This window comes from Microseira sp. BLCC-F43 (assembly GCF_041929235.1).
Lineage (GTDB): Bacteria > Cyanobacteriota > Cyanobacteriia > Cyanobacteriales > Aerosakkonemataceae > Microseira.
Map to the genome: position 1 here is coordinate 1 of NZ_JBHFNP010000338.1, position 19930 is coordinate 19930.

The following is a 19930-nucleotide window of genomic DNA, read 5'->3' on the forward strand; positions in this document are numbered from 1 at the left end:
CCGATATACTCAGCCAAGGCTCTTACAACAAAGACAGCTTTAAAATCAGTTTTGGCGCTAACAATGGTGCTAATTTTCAGCTAGGTGGCATTACCATGACCACCACCGGATTTGAGCAATTCCAATTTGCCGGTGGTGTAAGTTACACCTACAATCAGTTGCTCGCAGCTTGAGCGGACAACAACACAGGACTTACCCAAAAAAACCGGGTTTCTCAATCGGCGCAGAAACTTTGGTGATAGGATAGTCCCGCTTCAATCCGGCAAGGTTTCCAGATTTATAGCAGTTTTCCACTCATCTGAATACACCTTCGACGAGCGCAATTGCAGCTAGTGCGATTGCACTCGTTTTCTATTCTTAAGTTATGAAACAAACCTAAAACTTACCCAAAGAAACCGGGTTTCTCGGAAAAATATTTGATTTGTCAACTCCAGATGTAAGTGGCAACCCGGTTTCTGGCCTCGTCCTGGGTAAGTCCCGCAACAGTCAAACTCTCTCCCCAGCTCCCCAACCCCCCGGATACCCTGCTATCTCCACAAGCAAATTAAAAGTGTAACAGCTTACCTAATAGTTCGGGATTATTTCATCCACCATATAAATATTACTCAATGATATCATGTCCGGTTGCATAGGTTGTAGATAGTCGATTGTGCGAAAAGCTGTTTTTTTTCCTTCTACCGGCTCAATAGCTCACCTGCTCAATAGCTCACCGCGCTAACGATGCAACCGGAAGTGATATGAAATGCGACCTTGACTGCGGTTTAAACCGCAGTCAATATGCTGAAAATAGCGGATTAAGCATACAGCAAAGTAAATTTTTGTGTAGGGAGAGAACCAGCAGTTGTAAGCACCTATATAATCGAAGTAGGTCGATTAAAGAAAACGTCATGATTGTCTACGAATTCAAAGCAAAAGGAAGAATTGATCCAGATGGTAAAATAGATGAAGCTATCTGCACATTTCAGTTTATCCGCAACAAAGCTATACGGTTTTGGATGGAAAATAGTGGCGTTAAGTTGTCCCAATTGAGCAAGTTAAGGCGTTTTAGACCGCGACCATAATTTGGCGGCAATCAACATTTTGGATAAAGCGTTAAAATAGACTCGCTATCAATTAAGTACCGTGGGACACAGGTCAACCTTAAACGCTTGGGGAGAGAAGATCCTAATCTCGGACTTGGCAACAAGTCTCTTGCAAGATCGCACGCCCGTGCCAAGAATCCCCCGTCCGGAATGCGGGGGAGTGTCAACTTCCTGGAGATTGAATGTCAGGAACCTCAGCCTAAAGGCATGAGGCTTGGAAGAGAAATCTAACAAGCCATCCTGACCAGCCTAAGACTTTCCTTGTCTACGTTTTTTGAGTCACGACACCGGAGAATGCGTAGCTAGTTCCCTGCTCTGTCATTTGCAGTTAAACAGTTTTAAGGTCACTGAAACAGTGCTGCAAGTCTAACAAGCTCTTAAAACATTGGCGAAGCTAACTTTACCCCGAAAGGGAGGCTCATGGCGAGCAAAACACTATGTGTACAGGGTTGCAAGATTCGAGGCGGTAACTGTCCCGCTGAAAGTACAACACAAAAGTACTTAGGTTCAAGCAACCCCAAGGCAGTAGTGGTAACTGTAAAGCCGTCCTATAAGGACGGGGTTTCTACCCATTTTTCTGATGACAGATTCTCAAATCCTCGAACTTGCGGTTCAATATCATCGATCCCATCGCTTCACCGAGGCTGAGCAGGCTTATCGCCAGGTACTGAAAGAACAGCCTCAACATCCCGAAGCATTATACGGGTTAGGCATGCTGGCACAGCAGTTAGGGGAACCCCAAACTGCTGAACAGTGGCTAAGTGCCGCTTCCCAAGTCCAGCCAGATTCTGTTAAGATTTGGTTCAGCTTAGGCAATCTGCGTTTAGCTCAAGAGCAGTTTGACTCAGCGGCTAGCGCTTATTGTCAAGCTCTAGCCCTAAAACCTGACTCACTGCCAATTTACAACAATTTGGGCTATGCTCTGCAACAACAAGGACTATTTGACGAAGCAATTAACTACTATCAAAAAGCTCTAGAATTAAAGCCAGACTTTATAGAAGCAGATGCGAATTTGGGCAATGCGCTGCACGCCCAAGGCAAGCTCTCCAGCGAGCAACAATTGCATTATGCACAATTGAATCACAAATTGGGTGTAGCCCGGAAAAAAGCAGGGGATGGGAAGACTGCTGTGGCTTATTATAGGCAAGCGATCGCCCTGCAACCCGATTTGGTAGAAGCTCATAATAACTTGGGGGTGGTGCTTGCAGAACAAGGCAAGTTAGAAGAAGCGATCGCCTGCTATGAAAAAGCTTTGCAGATCGATCCTAATTGCGGGGAAGTTTACTATAACTTAGGCAAGATTTACCAAGACCAGCACAACTTAACAGCGGCAGCTTCTGCTTATCGACAAGGGTTAAAGCTAATCAATCCCCACTATGCCAAAGCGGTGGACGCCGAAGAAGTTTCTGCGGCTGCCCAAGAAAACCATACACCACCCCCGCTCCCCCAACAAGAGGTGATAGTGGGAGGGCATCACTTCCCAGCAATTCCGACAGTGACAAATCCTGAACAGCCTCGACCTTTCTGGAGTGTGGTGATCCCAGTCTATAACCGCAGGGACTATCTGCTCGAATGTCTCGCCAGCGTGCTAGCGCAATGGTCAGGGGAAGAGGAAATGGAAATTTTGGTGATTGACGATGCCAGTCCGTCGCCCCTGTTGGAACTGGTAAATTCCATTGGCAGCGGAATAGTACGCTACTACCGCAATCCCCAAAATCTGGGACTGCCAGGAAATTGGAATGCAGGCGTTGCCATCAGTCGAGGTGAGTGGATTCATCTGCTGCATGACGATGACTATATCCTCCCAGGTTTTTATGCCCGCCTCAAGCAAAGTTTAGAGGCATGTTCCGATTCGATCGGGGCGGCTTTTACAGGATATGAAAATATTAACGAGCAAGGGGAGGTAGTGTTCACCCAACAATTGTATGATCGCAGAGGGATTGCTCAGGATTGGCTGCAACGGATTGGAGTATCCAACCCATTGAATATGCCAGCGGTGGTGATTCGTCGGTCAGCTCACGAACGACTGGGGGGATATCATCCTGAATTGACCTATACGAGTGATTGGGAGTTTTATAAACGCCTTGCCGCTGTTTATGATTGGTGGTGCGAACCGGAAATTTTGGCTCGTTACCGCCAGCATTCTCAGAGTAAAACAACCGAACTTTTATTATCTGGATCGCAGATGACATCCATCCGCCGTGCCATCGAAATATCCCAGGCATATCTTAACAGCGATCGCGGTGCAGAAATTACAGCAAAATCTCGGGTTCATCACTTTAATTATTGTCTAAAATTAGCGGCAATTCCTCTCAAAGCTGGCAATATAGTTGGGACTTTGCAGATGCTTCAGGAAGCGCTAAAACTCGATCGATCGCCGCAAGCAGTCGCGAACTTATTCCGTTGGTTAACTCAAGATGAAGCAGCGCCTATCCGGGAAAAAATTGCCTTAAAATTGCTCGAATAAAAACCGCTAAAATCATCTATATAACCCAAGTTGCTAGTTACATAGCTTTGGCACTGTAAATAGGTAATGGGTAATTGGTAATTGTCAGGATTACACAGCCTTTTAATTTAATTAGCAATTAGCAATTACCCATTAATAATTGCGCCGTTGATAAGTAGCAAATTGGGTTATATACCAGACAAAAAGGCTTGACCTACATCTGCGTTCATCCTGATTCATCTGTGGTGACAGCGGTTGGCAGCCCTAAGAGGTTTTTGGCTATAATTAAATCTGGAATCCGCTGTAAAAATTAATAACAATACTTGAGAAACAGGGAGAACGTGCAATAAAATAGAAGAAAAAAAGTAGTCAATGTCTCTGGTCAAGATACCGTAATTTTTAAAAGTGCAAAGTAGATGAATCACAGCTTATGAAAACAGTTGATGAAGCCCTCCAACTAGCAATTCAATATCATCAAACCAACTGCTTAGAGCAAGCTAAGCAGGGTTACCGCCAGGTGCTAGCAGAACAGCCCAATCACCCCGAAGCCTTATATAGATTAGGCGTGCTGGCGCAACAGATTGGTCAGCCCCAGGAAGCAGAGCAGTTGCTAAATGCAGCCGTTCAAGTCCAACCAGATTTGGTAAAGGCTTGGTTTAGTTTAGGCAATTTGCGTCAAAGTCAGGGACAGTTTTCCGCAGCAGAGACAGCTTACCAGCAAGCGATTGCCTTGCGGTCAGATGCAGCACCCATTTACAACAACTTGGGCTACACCCTGCAACAACAAGGCAAGTTAGAAGCAGCGATCGCATCCTATCAAAAAGCTTTGCAACTTCAGCCCAATTGCATGGAAGCCGATGTGAATTTGGGCAACGCACTCCACGCTCAAGGAAAGCTGTCACAAGAACAACTTGCCCACTATGCTGCCTTGAACAATCAATTGGGCAACAATCGCAAACAAGCAGGGGATTTGCAGACAGCGGTGATGTACTATCGGCAGGCAACTGCCATGCAGCCAGACTTATGGGAAACCCACTACAACTTGGGGGTTGTACTGCAAGAACGAGGGGAATTGCAGGACGCGATCGCATCCTATCAAACCGCCCTGAAACTCGATCCCAAACATTGGGAAACCTACACTCGCTTGGGTAAAATTTACCAAGCACAGAAAAATATAACAGAGGCAGTTGCTATCTATCGCCAGGGGTTAAGCCGGATCAATCCGCATTATGCCAAAGCCGTGGCAGCTTACCAGCCTGCTGGTATAGTCCAGGAAGTGCCTGTAACCCCGCCCATTCCCCAAGGCAAGGTCACCGTCGGCGCCTATCAGTTTCCCGCAATTCCACCCGTAGCAGACCCCCAGAACCCCCGACCATTCTGGACTGTAGTCATGCCAGTATATAACCGCACCGACTATTTACTCGAAGCTCTGGCTAGCGTGCTGGTGCAATGGTCGGGGGAAGCGGACATGGAAATTCTGGTTGTAGATAATGCCAGTACTCCACCCATGTTTGAAATGGTAAATTACCTAGGCGGAGGTATTATACGATATTACCGCCATCCGCAAAATATCGGTGCAGTGGGAAATTACAACGCAGGCATTGCCCTCAGTCGCGGTCAGTGGGTTCACGTCCTCCACGATGATGACTGCGTGCTTCCAGGCTTTTACGCCCGCCTCCAGCAAAGTCTGGAAAATTGCCCCGACTCGGTGGGGGTCGCCTGTACGGGTTTTGAATACATCAACGAGAAAGGGGAAGTGCTGGAGACAGGGGAAGTGGTTTCGCTCTACGGAGAGCAACGGGGCATCATCCAGGATTGGCTGTCGCGGATTGGCGTCTGCGGTTTAGTCACCGTACCCGCAATGGTGATTCGCCGCACCACTCACGAACGGCTGGGGGGCTATTACCCTGAGTTGGCCGAAATTGCCGACTGGGAAATCTTTAAACGCCTTGCCTCTTTTTACTATTGGTGGTACGAGCCGGGAATATTAGCTCGTTACCGCGAACATACCCAAAAAATGACACCAGAAAATTGGCTTTCTGGGAAGCTAGCAGGAGCGATCCGCCGTGCAATTGAGGTGTCCGAGAGCTACTTTCCAGCCCAGCATCGGGCAGAAATTACAGCTCAAGCTCGCAGCTATAACTTCAACTATTGTCTGGAACAAGCGGCAATTCCCCTCAAGGCTGGCAATCTTGCTGGGGTATTGTATGTAATCAAAGAAGCGCTCAAAATCGATCGGTCTCCTCAAGCGCTGGCAAAGTTATTCGCCTGGTTAAATCAAGATAAAGCTGCACCCTTACGAGATGAAATTGCCTCACAATTAGTCTCTATGCCTTGGAACGATCTCTAAGCCGCAGCAGAGACAAACCACAATAAACGCCTAAAATTCTCATCTATGAAAGTCTTGGTAACTGGAACAGAAGGTTATATCGGCTCGTTATTAGCCCCCTTGCTGATGCAACGGGGTTACGAGGTGATCGGCGTCGATACGGGCTTTTATAAAGTTGGCTGGCTGTACAATGGGACGGCGCTAACTCCCAAAACCCTTAACAAAGATATCCGGCAGATTACGGTGGAAGATCTCGAGGGAGTGGAAGCGATCGCTCACTTAGCAGAACTTTCCAACGACCCCCTCGGTCAGCTAGCACCCCATATCACCTACGATATCAACCACAAAGGGTCAGTCCGTTTGGCACAACTGGCGAAGCAAGCAGGGATACCCCGCTTCGTCTACACCTCTTCGTGCAGCGTCTACGGTTTTGCTAGCGAAGACTTCGTTACCGAAGAGTCTACCGTCAATCCTCAAACTGCCTATGCCAAATGCAAAACCCTTGTGGAACAAGACGTAAAACTCCTCGCCGATGACAGCTTTTCTCCCACCTTTCTGCGAAATGCTACCGCCTACGGCGCCTCTCCCAGAATGCGCTTTGATATCGTCTTGAACAACCTAGCAGGTTGGGCATGGACAATCAAAGAAATCAAAATGACCAGCGACGGTACCCCCTGGCGTCCCCTCGTTCACCTACTCGATATCTGCAAAGCCATTATCTGCACCCTAGAAGCACCGCGAGAAATCGTTCACAACCAAATCTTCAACGTCGGCGATACCCACAGCAACTATCAAGTCAAAGAAATTGCCCAAATCGTCGCCGATGTCTTCACAGGTTGTCAATTGAGCTTTGGCAAAAGCGATCCCGACAACCGCAGCTATCGCGTTTCCTTCGATAAAATTAACCAAACCCTGCCCGGATTCAAATGCGAATGGAACGCCCAACGCGGTGCCCAGCAATTCTTTGACTTATTTAACCAAATCGACATGACAAAAGAAACCTTTGAATTTCGAGGATTTACCCGCCTCAAACAACTCGAATATCTCATTCGCACCCAGCAAATCGACCAAGATTTCTTCTGGCGACAATAACCAGCAACAACGAATAACTCAAGTTGCTAGTTACATCCCTTGGCATTGAAACCCGGTTTCTCTGAAAAATCCTGGGTTTGACAGCGAGAAATCGACGCAGAAACCGGGTTTCTGATTGGGGTAATGGGTAATTGTCAAGAGTAAACTGCCAATAAATCCAATTACCAATTACCAATTACCAAAAAAACTGGAGAATTAAAAATGGAAAATAATATCAGCTTAAATCAGGGTAACTGTCGGTTTTGCGGCACCCAATTGCGCCATACCTTCGTAGATTTGGGCATGTCTCCCCCCTGCGAAAGTTATCGCACCCTCGAACAATTGAACGAAATGGAGCCATTTTATCCCCTCCACGTCCATGTTTGCGACCATTGTTTTTTAGTCCAACTCCAGGAATATATCAGCCCCGAAAATATCTTTAGCGAATACGCCTATTTTTCATCCTACTCCGATACCTGGTTGCAACACGCCAAAAACTACGTTGATATGGCAGTAGATCGCTTCCAATTGAACCAGGAAAGTCAAGTGGTGGAAATTGCCAGTAACGATGGTTACCTGCTGCAATACTTTGTTGCCAAAGGTATCCCGGCAATAGGAATAGAACCAGCAGCAAATATCGCTGAAGTAGCGATTAAAAAAGGTGTCCCCACAATAGTAGAGTTTTTTGGCGAAAAAACAGCCAGAGAACAAGCTGAGAAAGGAAAACAGGCAGATTTATTGCTCGGTAACAACGTCCTGGCTCAAGTGCCTGATTTGAACGATTTCGTCAAAGGAATGAAAATTTTACTCAAACCCCAGGGAGCGATTACAATAGAATTTCCCCACCTGATGCGGTTGATGGCAGAAAATCAGTTTGACACCATCTATCACGAACATTTCTCTTATTTTTCCTTCATAACAACAGAAAATATTTTGGCCGCCCACGGTTTGACCCTGTTTGATGTAGAAGAGTTACCGACTCATGGCGGATCTTTGAGAATTTATGCTCGTCACGCCGAAGACAATTCTAAACCGATTAGCCAGCGGGTAGTAGAACTAAAAGCTAGGGAACAAGCGGCTGGTTTTACCAGCTTGGATTGCTACTTTTCCTTTAGCGAACAAGTCAAAGAAACCAAGCGCAAGCTGTTAGATTTTCTGATTAAGGCTAAGCGAGAAGGAAAATCTATTGCCGGTTACGGCGCTCCGGGTAAGGGCAATACGCTGTTAAACTACTGCGGTATCCGCACCGATTTTCTTGACTACACGGTCGATCGCAATCCCTATAAACAGGGGAAATTCCTCCCAGGGACTCACATTCCTATTTTTCACCCAGATAAAATTAACGAAACTAAACCAGACTATGTACTGATTTTGCCCTGGAATTTTAAGGAAGAGATTATAGCACAAATGGCTCACATCCGCAAGTGGGGCGGGAAATTTGTCGTGCCAATTCCGGAAGTGCAAGTGTACTGATGATTTAATTCGAGCAGAAACAAAAACAGAAACAAAGGGATAAATCCGTTTGGGTCAATTTTCATCCCCTGGTTTGAAACCAGGGGGTCTCACTTTCCCACGCTGTTTTTGAGCGGATGGGAACAGATGGGTTTGTTTCATCGGCAATCGCCGATGAAATCGCTTGTATAGGACTCAGGACTAACGCAAACACCAAAGTTTCTCCGCAAAATCGTCGATACAGAACCAGAGATCCCAGCCAGAAACCAAGGTGATACCACAAGAAACCGGGTTTCTCCGCAAAATCGTCGATACAGAACCAGAGATCCCAGCCAGAAACCAAGGTGATACCACAAGAAACCGGGTTTCTCCGCAAAATCGTCGATAGAGAACCAGAGATCCCAGCCAGAAACCCGGTTTCTTTTCTCGTCGTGGGTAAGTCCTGGGACTTATGTCACCCTCAAGAATTAGGACATGCCAAGAAACTGCCAGTTTGGCAACTTCTATCAGATTAGCTATGGCAAACTAAATTGCATTAGATTTTTAGGACTTTTACGAGCCGAGGTCTAGCCTAAACCCCGGTTGGTGTGGCTTTTAATCAGCACTCACCAATATTTCCCATAATTAAGGAGAAATTGAAAATGAAAGTTGTTTTATTTTGTGGTGGTCTTGGCACCCGAATGAGAGACTATTCAGAAAGCATCCCCAAGCCGATGGTTACTATCGGCTATCGACCGATCTTGTGGCACGTAATGAAATACTACGCCCACTACGGACACAAAGACTTTATTTTGTGCTTGGGTTACAAAGCTGACACGATCAAGAGCTATTTCTTAAACTATAATGAGTGGATCTCCAATGACTTTAGTTTATCCAACGGCGCAAATATTCAATTATTTAATCGGGATATTCAAGACTGGAAAATCACTTTTGTGGATACCGGCTTGACTGCCAATATTGGTCAAAGGTTCAAGGCAATTGAAGAGTATCTCGATGGCGAAGAATACTTCCTGGCTAACTACAGCGACGGCTTGACCGACTTACACCTGCCAACATATATAGATCGTTTTCACAAGCAAAATAAGATCGGTAGCTTTTTGTGCGTCAGACCCAGCCAAAGCTTTCATTTAGTTGACTTGGATGAAACTGGTCAGGTGAGAAAAATTCAGGATGTCAAACAGCGGGATATCTGGATTAACGGTGGATATTTTATGTTTAAGAAAGATATCTTCAAATTCATTAATTACGGAGAAGAACTCGTTTGCGAACCTTTTCAAAGATTGATTGAAATTGGACAACTGTCCGCTTACAAATATACGGGCTTTTTTGGTGTCATGGACACCTTTAAAGAGAAGCAGCACCTCGATGATATGTATGCGCGAGGCGAAAGACATTGGGAAGTTTGGAGAGACCAAAGAGTGGAACAACTTGTAGGTTAATTATTATGATGCAGATCGGCTTTAACAAAACTAACGAATCCAACTACAGAGTTCTCTGTCTGGGGGCACATTGCGATGATATCGAAATTGGCTGTGGAGGTACAGTTTTAAAGCTGATCGAAAACTACAAGAACATCATCTTTTATTGGGTTGTCTTCAGTTCAAACCAGGAAAGAGCGCAGGAAGCCATCGCCAGTGCCAATCTCTTCTTAAAAGAAGCAAAGGCAAAGACAGTAATCGTTAAAGATTTCCGAGATGGCTTTCTTCCTTTCTCTGGTATTGAGGTCAAAGAATATTTTGAGCAATTGAAACAAGAATTCTCACCCGACCTCATTTTGACTCATTACCGGCAGGATCTTCACCAAGACCACCGCTTAATTTCCGACCTAACTTGGAATACCTTTAGAAACCATCTCATCCTGGAATACGAAATCCCTAAATACGACGGCGATTTGGGAATACCAAACTTTTTTGTGCAGCTAGATGAGTCGATTTGCCGCCGCAAAATCCAGTACATTCTGGATGCCTTTAAAACCCAGAATAATAAGCAATGGTTTACGGAAGAAACTTTCCGTTCGCTGCTCAGAATCCGGGGAATGGAATCAAATTCAACCAGCAAATATGCAGAAGCGTTTTACTGCCGTAAAATCGTATTATGAGCAAAAAAAGGAGGAAATAAATTTATGATTTTCTCTGAAATTAAGTTAAAAGGTGCGTTTGTTATTGACTTAGAACTACTAACCGACCAACGGGGATTTTTTGCTCGTAGTTTCTGTAGCAAGGAATTTGAAGCTCATGGTCCCAATCCAAACCTTGTCCAGTGCAACCTATCTTTTAACTATAAAAAAGGAACGCTGCGGGGGATGCACTATCAAATAGCTCCCTTCGCCGAAACGAAGTTGATTCGCTGTATTCGGGGAGCTATCTATGACGTAATTATAGACTTGCGTCCCGAATCTGAAACTTATTTATCTTACATCGGTGTAGAACTGACTGCTGAAAATCGCCGCGCTTTATACGTTCCTCAGCGGTTTGCTCACGGTTTCCAATCCCTCACCGATGAAAGCGAGGTGATGTATCAAATGGGCGAATTCCACGCACCGGAATACGCTTTTGGCTTGCGCTATAACGATTCGGCTTTGGGGATTGAATGGCCCCTACCAGTGAGTGAAATATCCCAGAAAGATTTATCTTGGCCTTTGCTGGAATCTGTTACAGTCAAGACATTCTCTCATGTAGCAGGTGTATAGCGATGATTGTGCAAGCAACACAGACCCATAAAACCGGAAATACAACAGAGTTTGGGTTCCAGATGCATCAGCTGATAGCCGAACTGTATCCGATTTGCCGCAGCATAACAGGGAATGGCGTTCGAGAAAGTCTCAGAATTCTCCAAAAGTATATTCCCTTAGAAATTCACGAAGTGCCGTCGGGAACTCAAGTCTTTGATTGGACGGTTCCTAAAGAGTGGAACATCAAAGACGCCTATATCAAAAATGGACGAGGCGAGAGAGTTGTAGATTTCCGCCAATCCAATTTGCACGTCGTCAGTTACAGCGTGCCGGTTAAAAGAAAGATATTTTTAAGCGAATTAAGAGAACATTTGCATACTTTGCCGGATTACCCGGACTGGATTCCTAATCGGACTTCCTATTATAAAGAAGACTGGGGCTTTTGTCTGAGCTACAAGCAATATTTGGAATTGCAAGATGATGAAGAATATGAAGTCTGCATTGACTCTTCTCTAGAGGAAGGTTATCTAACTTATGGGGAGTTTTTCCTCAAAGGTGAAACAAGAGAAGAAGTGCTGATATCGTGCCATGTCTGTCACCCTTCTCTTTGTAATGACAATCTATCGGGAATTGCGATCGCTGTCTTTCTAGCACAACATTTGAGCCAGCTTCCCCAGCGATATTCCTACCGATTTATTTTCATTCCCGCCACGATTGGTTCGATTACCTGGCTTTGTTTAAATGAGGCACAAGTTCCCAAGATTAAACATGGCTTAGTATTAACTTGTTTGGGCGATTCGGGGAAGTTTACCTACAAAAAAAGCCGCAGAGGCGATGCCGAAATAGACAAAATTGTGGCTTATATACTGAAGAATTCGGCTCAAGAGTATGAAATTGTAGACTTCTCTCCCTATGGCTACGATGAACGACAATATTGCTCGCCGGGATTTAATCTAGCTGTGGGTTGCTTGATGCGATCTTCTTGGGGCAGTTTCCCCGAATACCATACATCGGCAGACAATCTGGATTTCGTCCAACCCCAATATCTGGCAGATGCTTTTGCTAAATGTCAGTCGATTTTGCTGGCGATCGACCATAATAAAACCTACCTCAATCAAAACCCAAAATGCGAACCGCAGTTGGGCAAACGTGGTCTATACGGCTCGGTCGGCAGTCAGAAAGATAGGAAGCTAAATACAATGGCTCTCTTGTGGGTTTTAAATTTGTCCGATGGCAACCATAGCCTGCTGGATATTGCCGAAAGGTCGGGAATGGCATTTGCAGAAATTAAAAAGGCTGCGGATGCATTATGGGCGAATGATTTGTTGAAAGAAAAGGAGGAGTAGGAAAAAATAAAAGACCTTTTTTTCAGTCAGTTAGAGCGGGAGGTTATTGATAAATTATGAGTGCGATCGCTAACCAAATTGCAGTAATAACGGGAGCCAGTAGCGGCATCGGCAAAGCGATCGCTTTTGCACTCGCAGCCCATGGTGCTACTCTCTGCTTGGTGGGTCGCAGCAAAGAAAGCCTGGATGCTTGCGCCCGCATTGGAGAAACTTCCCCCCGCTCAAAAACCTATCAGGTAGATCTGACGCGGGACGAAGAGATTGAGCAGCTGAAAGCTTCTATTGAGCAAGATTTTGGGCAAGTCCACATCTTGGTTCACAGCGCTGGTGTTTTCTCGATGGGGGCAATTGAAACATCTCCCGTTGCAGACTTGGACAGGCAGTACCGCGTTAACGTTCGCGCTCCTTACCTCCTGACTCAAGCGCTGCTACCCATGGTCAAAACTTGCCGGGGTCAAATCGCCTTCGTTAACTCGAGTGTAGGCTTGAATGCCAGAGCAACGGTGGGGCAGTATGCAGCCACCAAACACGCCCTCAAAGCGATCGCCGACAGCTTGCGAGAAGAAGTGAATCAAGACCAAGTGCGCGTCCTCAGCGTCTTTCCCGGACGCACTGCCACTCCCTTACAAGCAGTCGTTCACCAGCTCGAAGGTAAACCCTATCACCCCGAACGCCTGATGCAGCCAGAGGACGTAGCTGCCGCAGTCATCAACGCACTTTGTTTACCTCGAAGTGCTGAAGTGACTGATATCAGCATCAGACCATTAGCGAAACCTATGTAGTCAGAGAGCTGAGCTAATGCAGCTCTTGCGATTGCGCTTGCGCCCAGCGCCAAAGGCGATCCCACAGCTCAATTTCAAAACAAAAGGAGATGAGTCACCATGCCTATCTTAAACCCAACTGATTTTCTGATTGCTCCTGCTGCGACCGCGCCCAGCACAACGCCGGAGGAGATCGCAACCCCTTCTAACGGCAGCAGTGCTTTCGTCCATGTGATGTCGTTCGTGAATGAACAGGGTGCTGGTAATATGAGCAATATGACAGCTGCCTCCCCCACAGGACAAACCAGTAACGGTCATGGAGAATTCATTCTGGGAGCGACATCCAGTAGTGTGGGTGGTTCAGCCAGCGCCTCTGCAGGCTCTCCCCCAAACACCAGCGCTACAGCCCATACATCAGGCCAAACTGATACTAATCCGAGCCAGAACCTCTTGCCGACGCAGCCGTCTAATAATTTGATTGACCTAACCCCCGTCGGCGGTGACTCACTTGCATCGATCGCCAACAATAATTCCAGCCCAGTCAGCAACACTTCTAGCTCGTTGGTGGGTAATACTCGTGGGCGTAGTACTACTGAAGCCACCCCAACTTCTGCCAACGCCTCCACCCAAACTCCCCCCGTTACCCAGGCTACAGCTAGCCCACCAGCACCAACTCCCTCGGTTACCCAGGCTACAACTAGCCCACCAACACAAACTCAGAATAATTCGAGTCAGGAAATTAACTCAGTCCCATCGAATAACATCGCTACTTCGCCCTCCGACTCCACAGCCACTTCCAGTAGCGGTAACCCCTCTGACAATGCCTCTACCCAATCTCCCCCGGTTACCGAGGCTACAACTAGCGCACCAACACAAACTCAGAATAATTCGAGTCAGGAAATTAACTCAGTCCCATCGAATAACAGCGCTACTTCGCCCTCCGACTCCACAGCCACTTCCAGTAGCGGTAACCCCTCTGACAACGCTTCCACCCAAACTCCCCCCGTTACCGAGGCTACAACTAGCGCACCCGCAGAAACCGAAACCAATCCAATATCAGAGCCACCGCTCAACGTAATGGTAACCTCCCCCAGCGACAACCCCATAATCGTAGGGACGGTAAGTTGGGATCTAATTATCGGCGGGACCGATGACAACCAGCTGTTTGGTAACGCAGGCGACGATCTGTTATTTGGAGAAGGTGGTGAGGACTGGATCAACGGCAACCAAGGTGACGATAATGTCAACGGAGGTGATGGCAACGACATCTTGCGCGGTGGCAAAGGGAACGATTGGCTCAATGGCGGCGACGGTAACGATTTCCTCATCGGTGACTTTGGTGTCGATACTTTGATTGGGGGTAATGGTAGCGATACCTTTGGACTGAGAACCGAGACGGTTAACCCTACTGCTGACCCGCGTTTGGCAGATGTAATCGTCGATTTTAATTTAGCTCAAGGTGATAGGATTGCTTTAATTGGAGAAGTATCTTTGGCTAATATCGTCCTTGAAACAATTGATTTCAATGGCGACGGTCAAATTAACAACGCGATTAACCCTACCACTGGGGCTGATGCTACTTTAATTAAACTCGGCCCAAATCCCGCAGACGGCATCTTAGCTGTAGTCTTGGGCACCGTTGATGCCAGAGGTGCAACCAACCTCAATATTGCTGATTTTATAATTTGATCCACCCAAGTTTTGGGTGTAAGTAGGTAGGCGTTGAGCAACAAAACTATGTAACGGTATGTAAATCTAGCTCAAAGCTTAATTCAGGTGAGCTGGAAGCGGTTTACAAAACTAAACATAGATGGCTTTAATTACGCCTACATACTTAGACCGTTCTCAAACCAATAGAACAGTCAGCACCCCGCTCTAAAGATGCGGGGCATCAGGCCCTAAATCTTTAGGTAGCTGACCAGCTTAAGTCCTGGAAACAGGGAAACGAAGTTTGGGGCAAGGTTAAAGACCTACCAGGAGATGCGTGCTAGTCTCCTGACGGCAGTCGCTCATGGGGGTTTCCCCCTCTGGCGGCGCTGCCTCCTCTAGAACCGAAAAGTTAAACAGTTTTACTCGGGGTAAGACAGTGCTTTTTAGATAGTTACCGACCCCAAACAAAAGCGCGCGCTAACTTTACGGGAAACCAGTAGAGACAAAACAATGTCTAAACAGAATTATGTCTTCGTTATTGATGCCAACAAAAAACCACTATCACCTTGCCGTCCAGTTACAGCTAGGAAGTTATTGCAGGCCAAAAAAGCAGCTGTTTTCCGTTTATTCCCTTTTGCAATCATCTTGAAAAAGGTAGTAATAGCCGAACCAGAGCCTATCACAATCAAGATAGCTCCTGGGTCGAGGATAACTGGAATAGCCTTGGTTCAAGGCAATAAAGTCTTATTTGCTGCCGAATTAACCCATAGAGGGCAAGCAATCAAACTCAGTCTCCAATCGCGCCGTTCTCTGGGTAGATCGCGGCGAAATCGTAAGACTCGCTATAGAAAAGCGAGGTTCTTAAACCGTAAAAAACCAGATGGTTGGTTAGCCCCGTCATTGCAACATAGAGTGCAAACAACTATTACTTGGGTTAACAGGTTTATTAAGCTTGCGCCCGTTAAATCGATCGTTCAAGAACTGGTCAGGTTTGACTTGCAGCAAATAGAGAACCCTGAAATCTCAGGTGACGAATATCAGCAAGGCACGCTGCATGGATACGAAGTGCGCGAATACCTGCTCAATAAATGGGAAAGAAAATGTGCTTATTGTAACGGTGAAAATATTCCATTACAAATTGAGCATATTCAGCCTAAATCCAAGGGTGGAACTAATCGCATCTCGAATCTTTGCCTTGCCTGTGACAAATGCAATCAAAAGAAAGGAGCTAAAAACATTGAGGAGTTTCTAGCTAAGAAACCAGATGTCCTTAAGCGAATCTTGGCGCAGGCAAAGCGTCCTCTTAAAGATGCTGCGGCAGTCAATTCAACTAGATGGGCGTTATTTAATCGACTCAAACAAAAGGGGTTAACTGTTATTACTGGTTCGGGTGGCTTGACTAAGTTTAACCGGAATCGGTTAAATTTGCCCAAGTACCATTGGTTGGATGCTGCTTGTGTTGGTCAAGTTGAGTCGCTGGATTTACTTACGCATCAGCCTTTATTAATTAAGGCCACTGGGCATGGAACCCGCCAAATGTGTCGGACAGACAAATTTGGTTTTCCATCGCGATACGTTCCTAGAAACAAATTCGTTAAGGGGTTTCAAACTGGAGACATCGTGAAAGCAATTGTCTTATCAGGAAAGAAGGTCGGACAATATTTGGGCCGTGTAGCCGTTAGGTCAACAGGCTCCTTTAATATCTCAACTTATTCTGAGATATTAAAGGAATTAGCTACAAATATTGTCGAAAAATTCATCGAAAAGATGGTTATAACTATGCTTTCAGTAGCCCTAGGGCGGTTCAAACCGCCGTGTCAACTTCATCCGCGAGTTAAAACATCGCGGTTTCCGTTTTCCCGTGAGGTTTTAGATGACTGACTTGACTAGACCATCTATAAAGGCTGATGAAATGGTTTTTTACCTAAAAAAAAACCTGCAGCTGAAGTTTGTCAACCAACAGATTTTATCTCAAAAAATCATCGAAAAAGCCACTCAGGAAAGAGGCATAACAGTCACGGCAGAAGAAATTCAAGCTGAAGCCGACCGCATCCGTTATGAAAGGCGATTGGAGAAAGCTTCACAGACATTAGCCTGGTTGGCAGAAGAGATGATCTCGCCGGAGGAGTGGGAAGCTGGAATGCGCGATCGCCTGCTGGCTAAAAAATTAGCTGAAAGCCTCTTCAGCCGCGAAGTAGAAAAAACTTTTGCCCAAAATAAACTGGATTACGAGCAAATATTGCTCTATCAAATTGTTGTACCGTACCAAAAGTTGGCTCAGGAACTCTTCTATCAAATTGAGGAAGAGGAAATCAGTTTTTATGAAGCGGCTCACCTTTACGATATTGACGAGAGGCGTCGGCATCTTTGCGGTTACGAAGGAAAGCTTCATCGTTGGAGCTTAAAGCCAGATATAGCTTCTGCTATATTTAGTGCCCAACCCGGAGAGTTAATCGGCCCGTTCGCAACCGAACAAGGGTATCATCTTTTTCTAGTTGAAGAATTTATTCCAGCCGAGTTAACCCCTGAAAGATCTAAAGAAATTATTGACAAAATGTTCAAACAGTGGTTATCCGGAGAACTGAATTATATGCTTCACAACCAAAGTGATGAACAAACAGTTTGATCGGCTCGCTAGTGATTGTTTATGAATATCTTAATTCTGGGTAATTCTGAAGATGCCCATGCTGCCCATTTAAAACAAACTCTGACCCAGGCGGGTGTGACGGTAGATTATTTAGATACCCGTTTGTTTCCGACTCAGTTACGCCTGTCTTGGCAACCAGATACTGGACTGGGGTATTTGACTCTGCCTGGAGGCAGGAAATTAAATTTTTCAGAGATTCGCAGCGTATTTTGGCGTAGTTTTTCTGGCGTTAACGTCCCCTCGTTAAACGACCCAGATCGGCAAAGAATCGCAGTCAACGATGCAATGAGTGCTATGCGAACGCTCTTGCAAGCTATCCCTTGCCGTTGGGTTAATTCCTGGCAAGCTTACCAGTTTCACAAAGAAAAACCGCTCCAGTTGCATAAAGCTAAGCAAATAGGAGTCAAAATTCCAGCCACCTGGATCGGTAACGATCCGGAACAAGCGATCGCCTTCGTCCAGTCTCAAGAAAAAGCAATTTTTAAGCCGGTCTATGGAGGCGCTCATACCCAATTTATCACCCAAGACCATTTAGATCCCAAACGACTCAATTTAACTTTAAGTCTGTCTCCAGTCACCATACAGGAATATATTCCCGGCACTAACATCCGCAGCTATGTTATTGCCAATTCAGTTTATTCTGCCGAAATTCGCAGTCCTTCTTTAGACTTTCGGGAAGACTTAGAAGCTGAATTAATTCCCGTCGAGTTACCCGACTACATCCAACAGCAGTGTCTCGCCATTACCCAGGCATTCATGCTAGAATGGACTGCAATTGATTGGCGTCTGAGTCCCCAAGGTGAATATGTATTCTTAGAAGCCAATCCCAGTCCCATGTTTCTCCACTTTGAACGGCAAACAGGTTTTCCCATTACCCAGGAATTAATCCAGCTGTTGCTCGATTAAACTTTGTCGGTCCCAGTTGAAAATAACTTGCTTTGTCGGTTAAGTTTTGATTTAGCTCCCAAGAAAGCGCCTGTCAATCCAAAGCCGAGAAGTAAAGCGAATGTATTCGATGGTTCAGGAGCTTCGACGGTGACTTGATTTGTTTTTGTTTCGATTAAACGTAGACGAGTATCGCTCTGGAAAGAACGCTGATACGAACCCTCAAACAAGGCTTTGACAGATTCTTCATTGATGCTGCCAAAAGAAGTCTTCTTATAAATTAAACCTAGATTGATGTTTTGGCTTTTGTCATAACCAAAAACATCTTCTGATGGCTTCGCGTATGCACTCGTTACTATGTTACTGAAGACTGAAAAAGAGTCTAAGACAGTCTGATTGGTGATGTCGAATAAAACCAAGGATATATCTCCGCTGGCAGTTGCCTTTTCTCCAAAGGGATCTCCTACGTATGTATACAGCTCTAAAAAAGCTATGAAATCAAAAGAAAAAGTTTCACCAGCTTTTATGGAAAAATCACCAGCAACTTTAGCTTCACTTTGTGCCAACCCAAAGTAGCCGTTACCTTTGCCAGAAGCAAAATTAGTGGTATAATTGAACGAAGAAAGTGGATTTTTAAAGAAACTTGCATAAGCCTCAGCATTCGCCATAGCTGTGCTGCCAGTAACCGAAGCACGACCCTTAGCTGAAGTCAGAATACCATTCGTAATAACTGACATTCCTGGCTCTGCAATTGCCTCAGCGCTATCCTCAGGTAAAGTCGGAACGTTTTCGGGGCTTTGACTATAATAATCAATTGTGAATATCGATCGAGATCTAGCCAAGGTAGCAGCTAGGCTAGGCGAGGCGGCAATGCCCAAGCTGGTGACTAAGGTCGAAATGAATAACACCGCACTCTTGGTCAGACCTAATTTTTGTTTCATAATTTTCTCTTTTTACAATCCAGGTGTTAACATTGGTTTCCACGACAGGTAGTTGAAAACCTACTCTCATAAAAAAATGATATCTACAATACCAATAAAACTATATAAACTTTAAGTAAAAACACAAGCACATTTGATAAAGTTTTTGTAAAGTTTTGGACAATAGATGATATTTTTACTTGACAACTTACGTGAATTTACTTATAATGCTCAAGCTTGGACGCGAACTTCAGTATAACTACGGTGTGGTCATTTAGCAGTGATATGAGTGAAAGTATAGATGACCACATCCGTAAAGATCTTACAAAGATAATTGGGGCGCGCGCTCTGGCTGCTAAAATTAAGTGAAGAAATTGGTGCCGATTGTGACTCCTATCCACCTGGCTGCGCTGCCGGAATCGCGATATCGATGGGCGTTACTCGTTGAGCTAAGCTAGTCAGCGGCGGCTTAATATCAGTGAGATTACCTACTACTAGCGTAACGATGTTCTGTGGTTTGAGGTGATTGCGAGCAACCCGCTGCACGTCTGCTGCGGTTGTTGCTTCTACCGCACGCTGGTAACGGAACAGAAAATCAGCGGGGTAGCCAAAATATTCGTAGCGCATCAACCGCGATAAGGTTTGACTGGGGTCTTGAAAATTGAAGACA

Annotated in this window: 15 protein-coding genes and 2 pseudogenes; 15 read left to right on the forward strand and 2 right to left on the reverse strand. The window is 45.6% G+C overall.

The window, feature by feature from the left end:
* Positions 1 to 737: 737 nt before the first annotated feature.
* The 15 genes and pseudogenes from ACE1CM_RS44615 to ACE1CM_RS44685 all read left to right on the forward strand — a co-directional run bounded on the left by ACE1CM_RS44615 (position 738) and on the right by ACE1CM_RS44685 (position 18361).
* Positions 738 to 1061 (forward strand): hypothetical protein, encoded by a 324-nt coding sequence (locus ACE1CM_RS44615; RefSeq protein WP_374885937.1) that lies wholly within the window; start codon positions 738 to 740, stop codon positions 1059 to 1061.
* A 601-nt stretch (positions 1062 to 1662) separates the two neighbouring features.
* Entirely contained in the window at positions 1663 to 3549 is a 1887-nt protein-coding gene (locus ACE1CM_RS44620) for a tetratricopeptide repeat protein (RefSeq protein WP_374885938.1), read from the forward strand.
* A gap of 409 nt (positions 3550 to 3958) precedes the next feature.
* Positions 3959 to 5878, forward strand: coding sequence for a tetratricopeptide repeat protein (locus ACE1CM_RS44625; protein WP_374885940.1), 1920 nt, complete (start codon positions 3959 to 3961; stop codon positions 5876 to 5878).
* 45 nt (positions 5879 to 5923) lie between these two features.
* Positions 5924 to 6949 (forward strand): NAD-dependent epimerase/dehydratase family protein, encoded by a 1026-nt coding sequence (locus tag ACE1CM_RS44630; RefSeq protein WP_374885941.1) that lies wholly within the window; start codon positions 5924 to 5926, stop codon positions 6947 to 6949.
* Positions 6950 to 7150: 201 nt separating this feature from the next.
* Positions 7151 to 8401 (forward strand): methyltransferase domain-containing protein, encoded by a 1251-nt coding sequence (locus ACE1CM_RS44635; protein ID WP_374885942.1) that lies wholly within the window; start codon positions 7151 to 7153, stop codon positions 8399 to 8401.
* A gap of 323 nt (positions 8402 to 8724) precedes the next feature.
* On the forward strand, positions 8725 to 8895 hold the full coding sequence (locus ACE1CM_RS44640; RefSeq protein ID WP_374885943.1) for a hypothetical protein: 171 nt from the start codon (positions 8725 to 8727) through the stop codon (positions 8893 to 8895).
* A 126-nt stretch (positions 8896 to 9021) separates the two neighbouring features.
* Positions 9022 to 9819 carry a sugar phosphate nucleotidyltransferase gene (locus ACE1CM_RS44645; RefSeq protein WP_374885944.1) on the forward strand — a complete coding sequence of 266 codons (798 nt, stop codon included), beginning with the start codon at positions 9022 to 9024 and terminating at the stop codon, positions 9817 to 9819.
* Positions 9820 to 9824: 5 nt separating this feature from the next.
* On the forward strand, positions 9825 to 10478 hold the full coding sequence (locus ACE1CM_RS44650) for a PIG-L deacetylase family protein (protein WP_374885946.1): 654 nt from the start codon (positions 9825 to 9827) through the stop codon (positions 10476 to 10478).
* Positions 10479 to 10502: 24 nt separating this feature from the next.
* Positions 10503 to 11069: a dTDP-4-dehydrorhamnose 3,5-epimerase gene (gene rfbC / locus ACE1CM_RS44655; RefSeq protein WP_374885947.1), complete on the forward strand. Its 567-nt coding sequence runs from the start codon at positions 10503 to 10505 to the stop codon at positions 11067 to 11069.
* A gap of 2 nt (positions 11070 to 11071) precedes the next feature.
* The gene (locus tag ACE1CM_RS44660) at positions 11072 to 12397 is read left to right on the forward strand and encodes a DUF4910 domain-containing protein (protein ID WP_374885948.1); all 1326 of its coding nucleotides are present in this window, start codon (positions 11072 to 11074) and stop codon (positions 12395 to 12397) included.
* 56 nt (positions 12398 to 12453) lie between these two features.
* The gene (locus ACE1CM_RS44665; RefSeq protein ID WP_374885949.1) at positions 12454 to 13179 is read left to right on the forward strand and encodes an SDR family oxidoreductase; all 726 of its coding nucleotides are present in this window, start codon (positions 12454 to 12456) and stop codon (positions 13177 to 13179) included.
* 99 nt (positions 13180 to 13278) lie between these two features.
* A complete protein-coding gene (locus ACE1CM_RS44670; RefSeq protein ID WP_374885951.1) occupies positions 13279 to 14847 on the forward strand; it encodes a hypothetical protein in 1569 nt (522 codons plus the stop codon).
* A 471-nt stretch (positions 14848 to 15318) separates the two neighbouring features.
* Positions 15319 to 16646 (forward strand): annotated as a pseudogene (gene iscB / locus ACE1CM_RS44675) (RNA-guided endonuclease IscB).
* A 35-nt stretch (positions 16647 to 16681) separates the two neighbouring features.
* Complete coding sequence (locus tag ACE1CM_RS44680) at positions 16682 to 17434, forward strand: peptidylprolyl isomerase (protein ID WP_374885953.1); 753 nt, start codon at positions 16682 to 16684, stop codon at positions 17432 to 17434.
* A gap of 21 nt (positions 17435 to 17455) precedes the next feature.
* Positions 17456 to 18361: an MvdC/MvdD family ATP grasp protein gene (locus tag ACE1CM_RS44685; protein WP_374885954.1), complete on the forward strand. Its 906-nt coding sequence runs from the start codon at positions 17456 to 17458 to the stop codon at positions 18359 to 18361.
* Here ACE1CM_RS44685 and ACE1CM_RS44690 read toward each other — a convergent pair.
* Both ACE1CM_RS44690 and ACE1CM_RS44695 read right to left on the reverse strand, forming a co-directional pair.
* Positions 18358 to 19281 (reverse strand): hypothetical protein, encoded by a 924-nt coding sequence (locus ACE1CM_RS44690; protein ID WP_374885956.1) that lies wholly within the window; start codon positions 19279 to 19281, stop codon positions 18358 to 18360. The genes ACE1CM_RS44685 and ACE1CM_RS44690 overlap by 4 nt on opposite strands.
* A gap of 372 nt (positions 19282 to 19653) precedes the next feature.
* A pseudogene (locus tag ACE1CM_RS44695) lies at positions 19654 to 19930 on the reverse strand (insulinase family protein); the annotation flags it as partial.

Excerpts from the sequence above, each read along its gene's own strand:
- ACE1CM_RS44615 (WP_374885937.1), top strand. The coding sequence starts at position 738 with ATGAAATGCGACCTTGACTGCGGTTTAAACCGCAGTCAATATGCTGAA.
- ACE1CM_RS44620 (WP_374885938.1), top strand. The coding sequence starts at position 1,663 with ATGACAGATTCTCAAATCCTCGAACTTGCGGTTCAATATCATCGATCC.
- ACE1CM_RS44625 (WP_374885940.1), top strand. The coding sequence starts at position 3,959 with ATGAAAACAGTTGATGAAGCCCTCCAACTAGCAATTCAATATCATCAA.
- ACE1CM_RS44630 (WP_374885941.1), top strand. The coding sequence starts at position 5,924 with ATGAAAGTCTTGGTAACTGGAACAGAAGGTTATATCGGCTCGTTATTA.
- ACE1CM_RS44635 (WP_374885942.1), top strand. The coding sequence starts at position 7,151 with ATGGAAAATAATATCAGCTTAAATCAGGGTAACTGTCGGTTTTGCGGC.
- ACE1CM_RS44645 (WP_374885944.1), top strand. The coding sequence starts at position 9,022 with ATGAAAGTTGTTTTATTTTGTGGTGGTCTTGGCACCCGAATGAGAGAC.
- ACE1CM_RS44650 (WP_374885946.1), top strand. The coding sequence starts at position 9,825 with ATGATGCAGATCGGCTTTAACAAAACTAACGAATCCAACTACAGAGTT.
- rfbC (WP_374885947.1), top strand. The coding sequence starts at position 10,503 with ATGATTTTCTCTGAAATTAAGTTAAAAGGTGCGTTTGTTATTGACTTA.
- ACE1CM_RS44660 (WP_374885948.1), top strand. The coding sequence starts at position 11,072 with ATGATTGTGCAAGCAACACAGACCCATAAAACCGGAAATACAACAGAG.
- ACE1CM_RS44665 (WP_374885949.1), top strand. The coding sequence starts at position 12,454 with ATGAGTGCGATCGCTAACCAAATTGCAGTAATAACGGGAGCCAGTAGC.
- ACE1CM_RS44670 (WP_374885951.1), top strand. The coding sequence starts at position 13,279 with ATGCCTATCTTAAACCCAACTGATTTTCTGATTGCTCCTGCTGCGACC.
- ACE1CM_RS44680 (WP_374885953.1), top strand. The coding sequence starts at position 16,682 with ATGACTGACTTGACTAGACCATCTATAAAGGCTGATGAAATGGTTTTT.
- ACE1CM_RS44685 (WP_374885954.1), top strand. The coding sequence starts at position 17,456 with ATGAATATCTTAATTCTGGGTAATTCTGAAGATGCCCATGCTGCCCAT.
- ACE1CM_RS44690 (WP_374885956.1), bottom strand. The coding sequence starts at position 19,281 with ATGAAACAAAAATTAGGTCTGACCAAGAGTGCGGTGTTATTCATTTCG.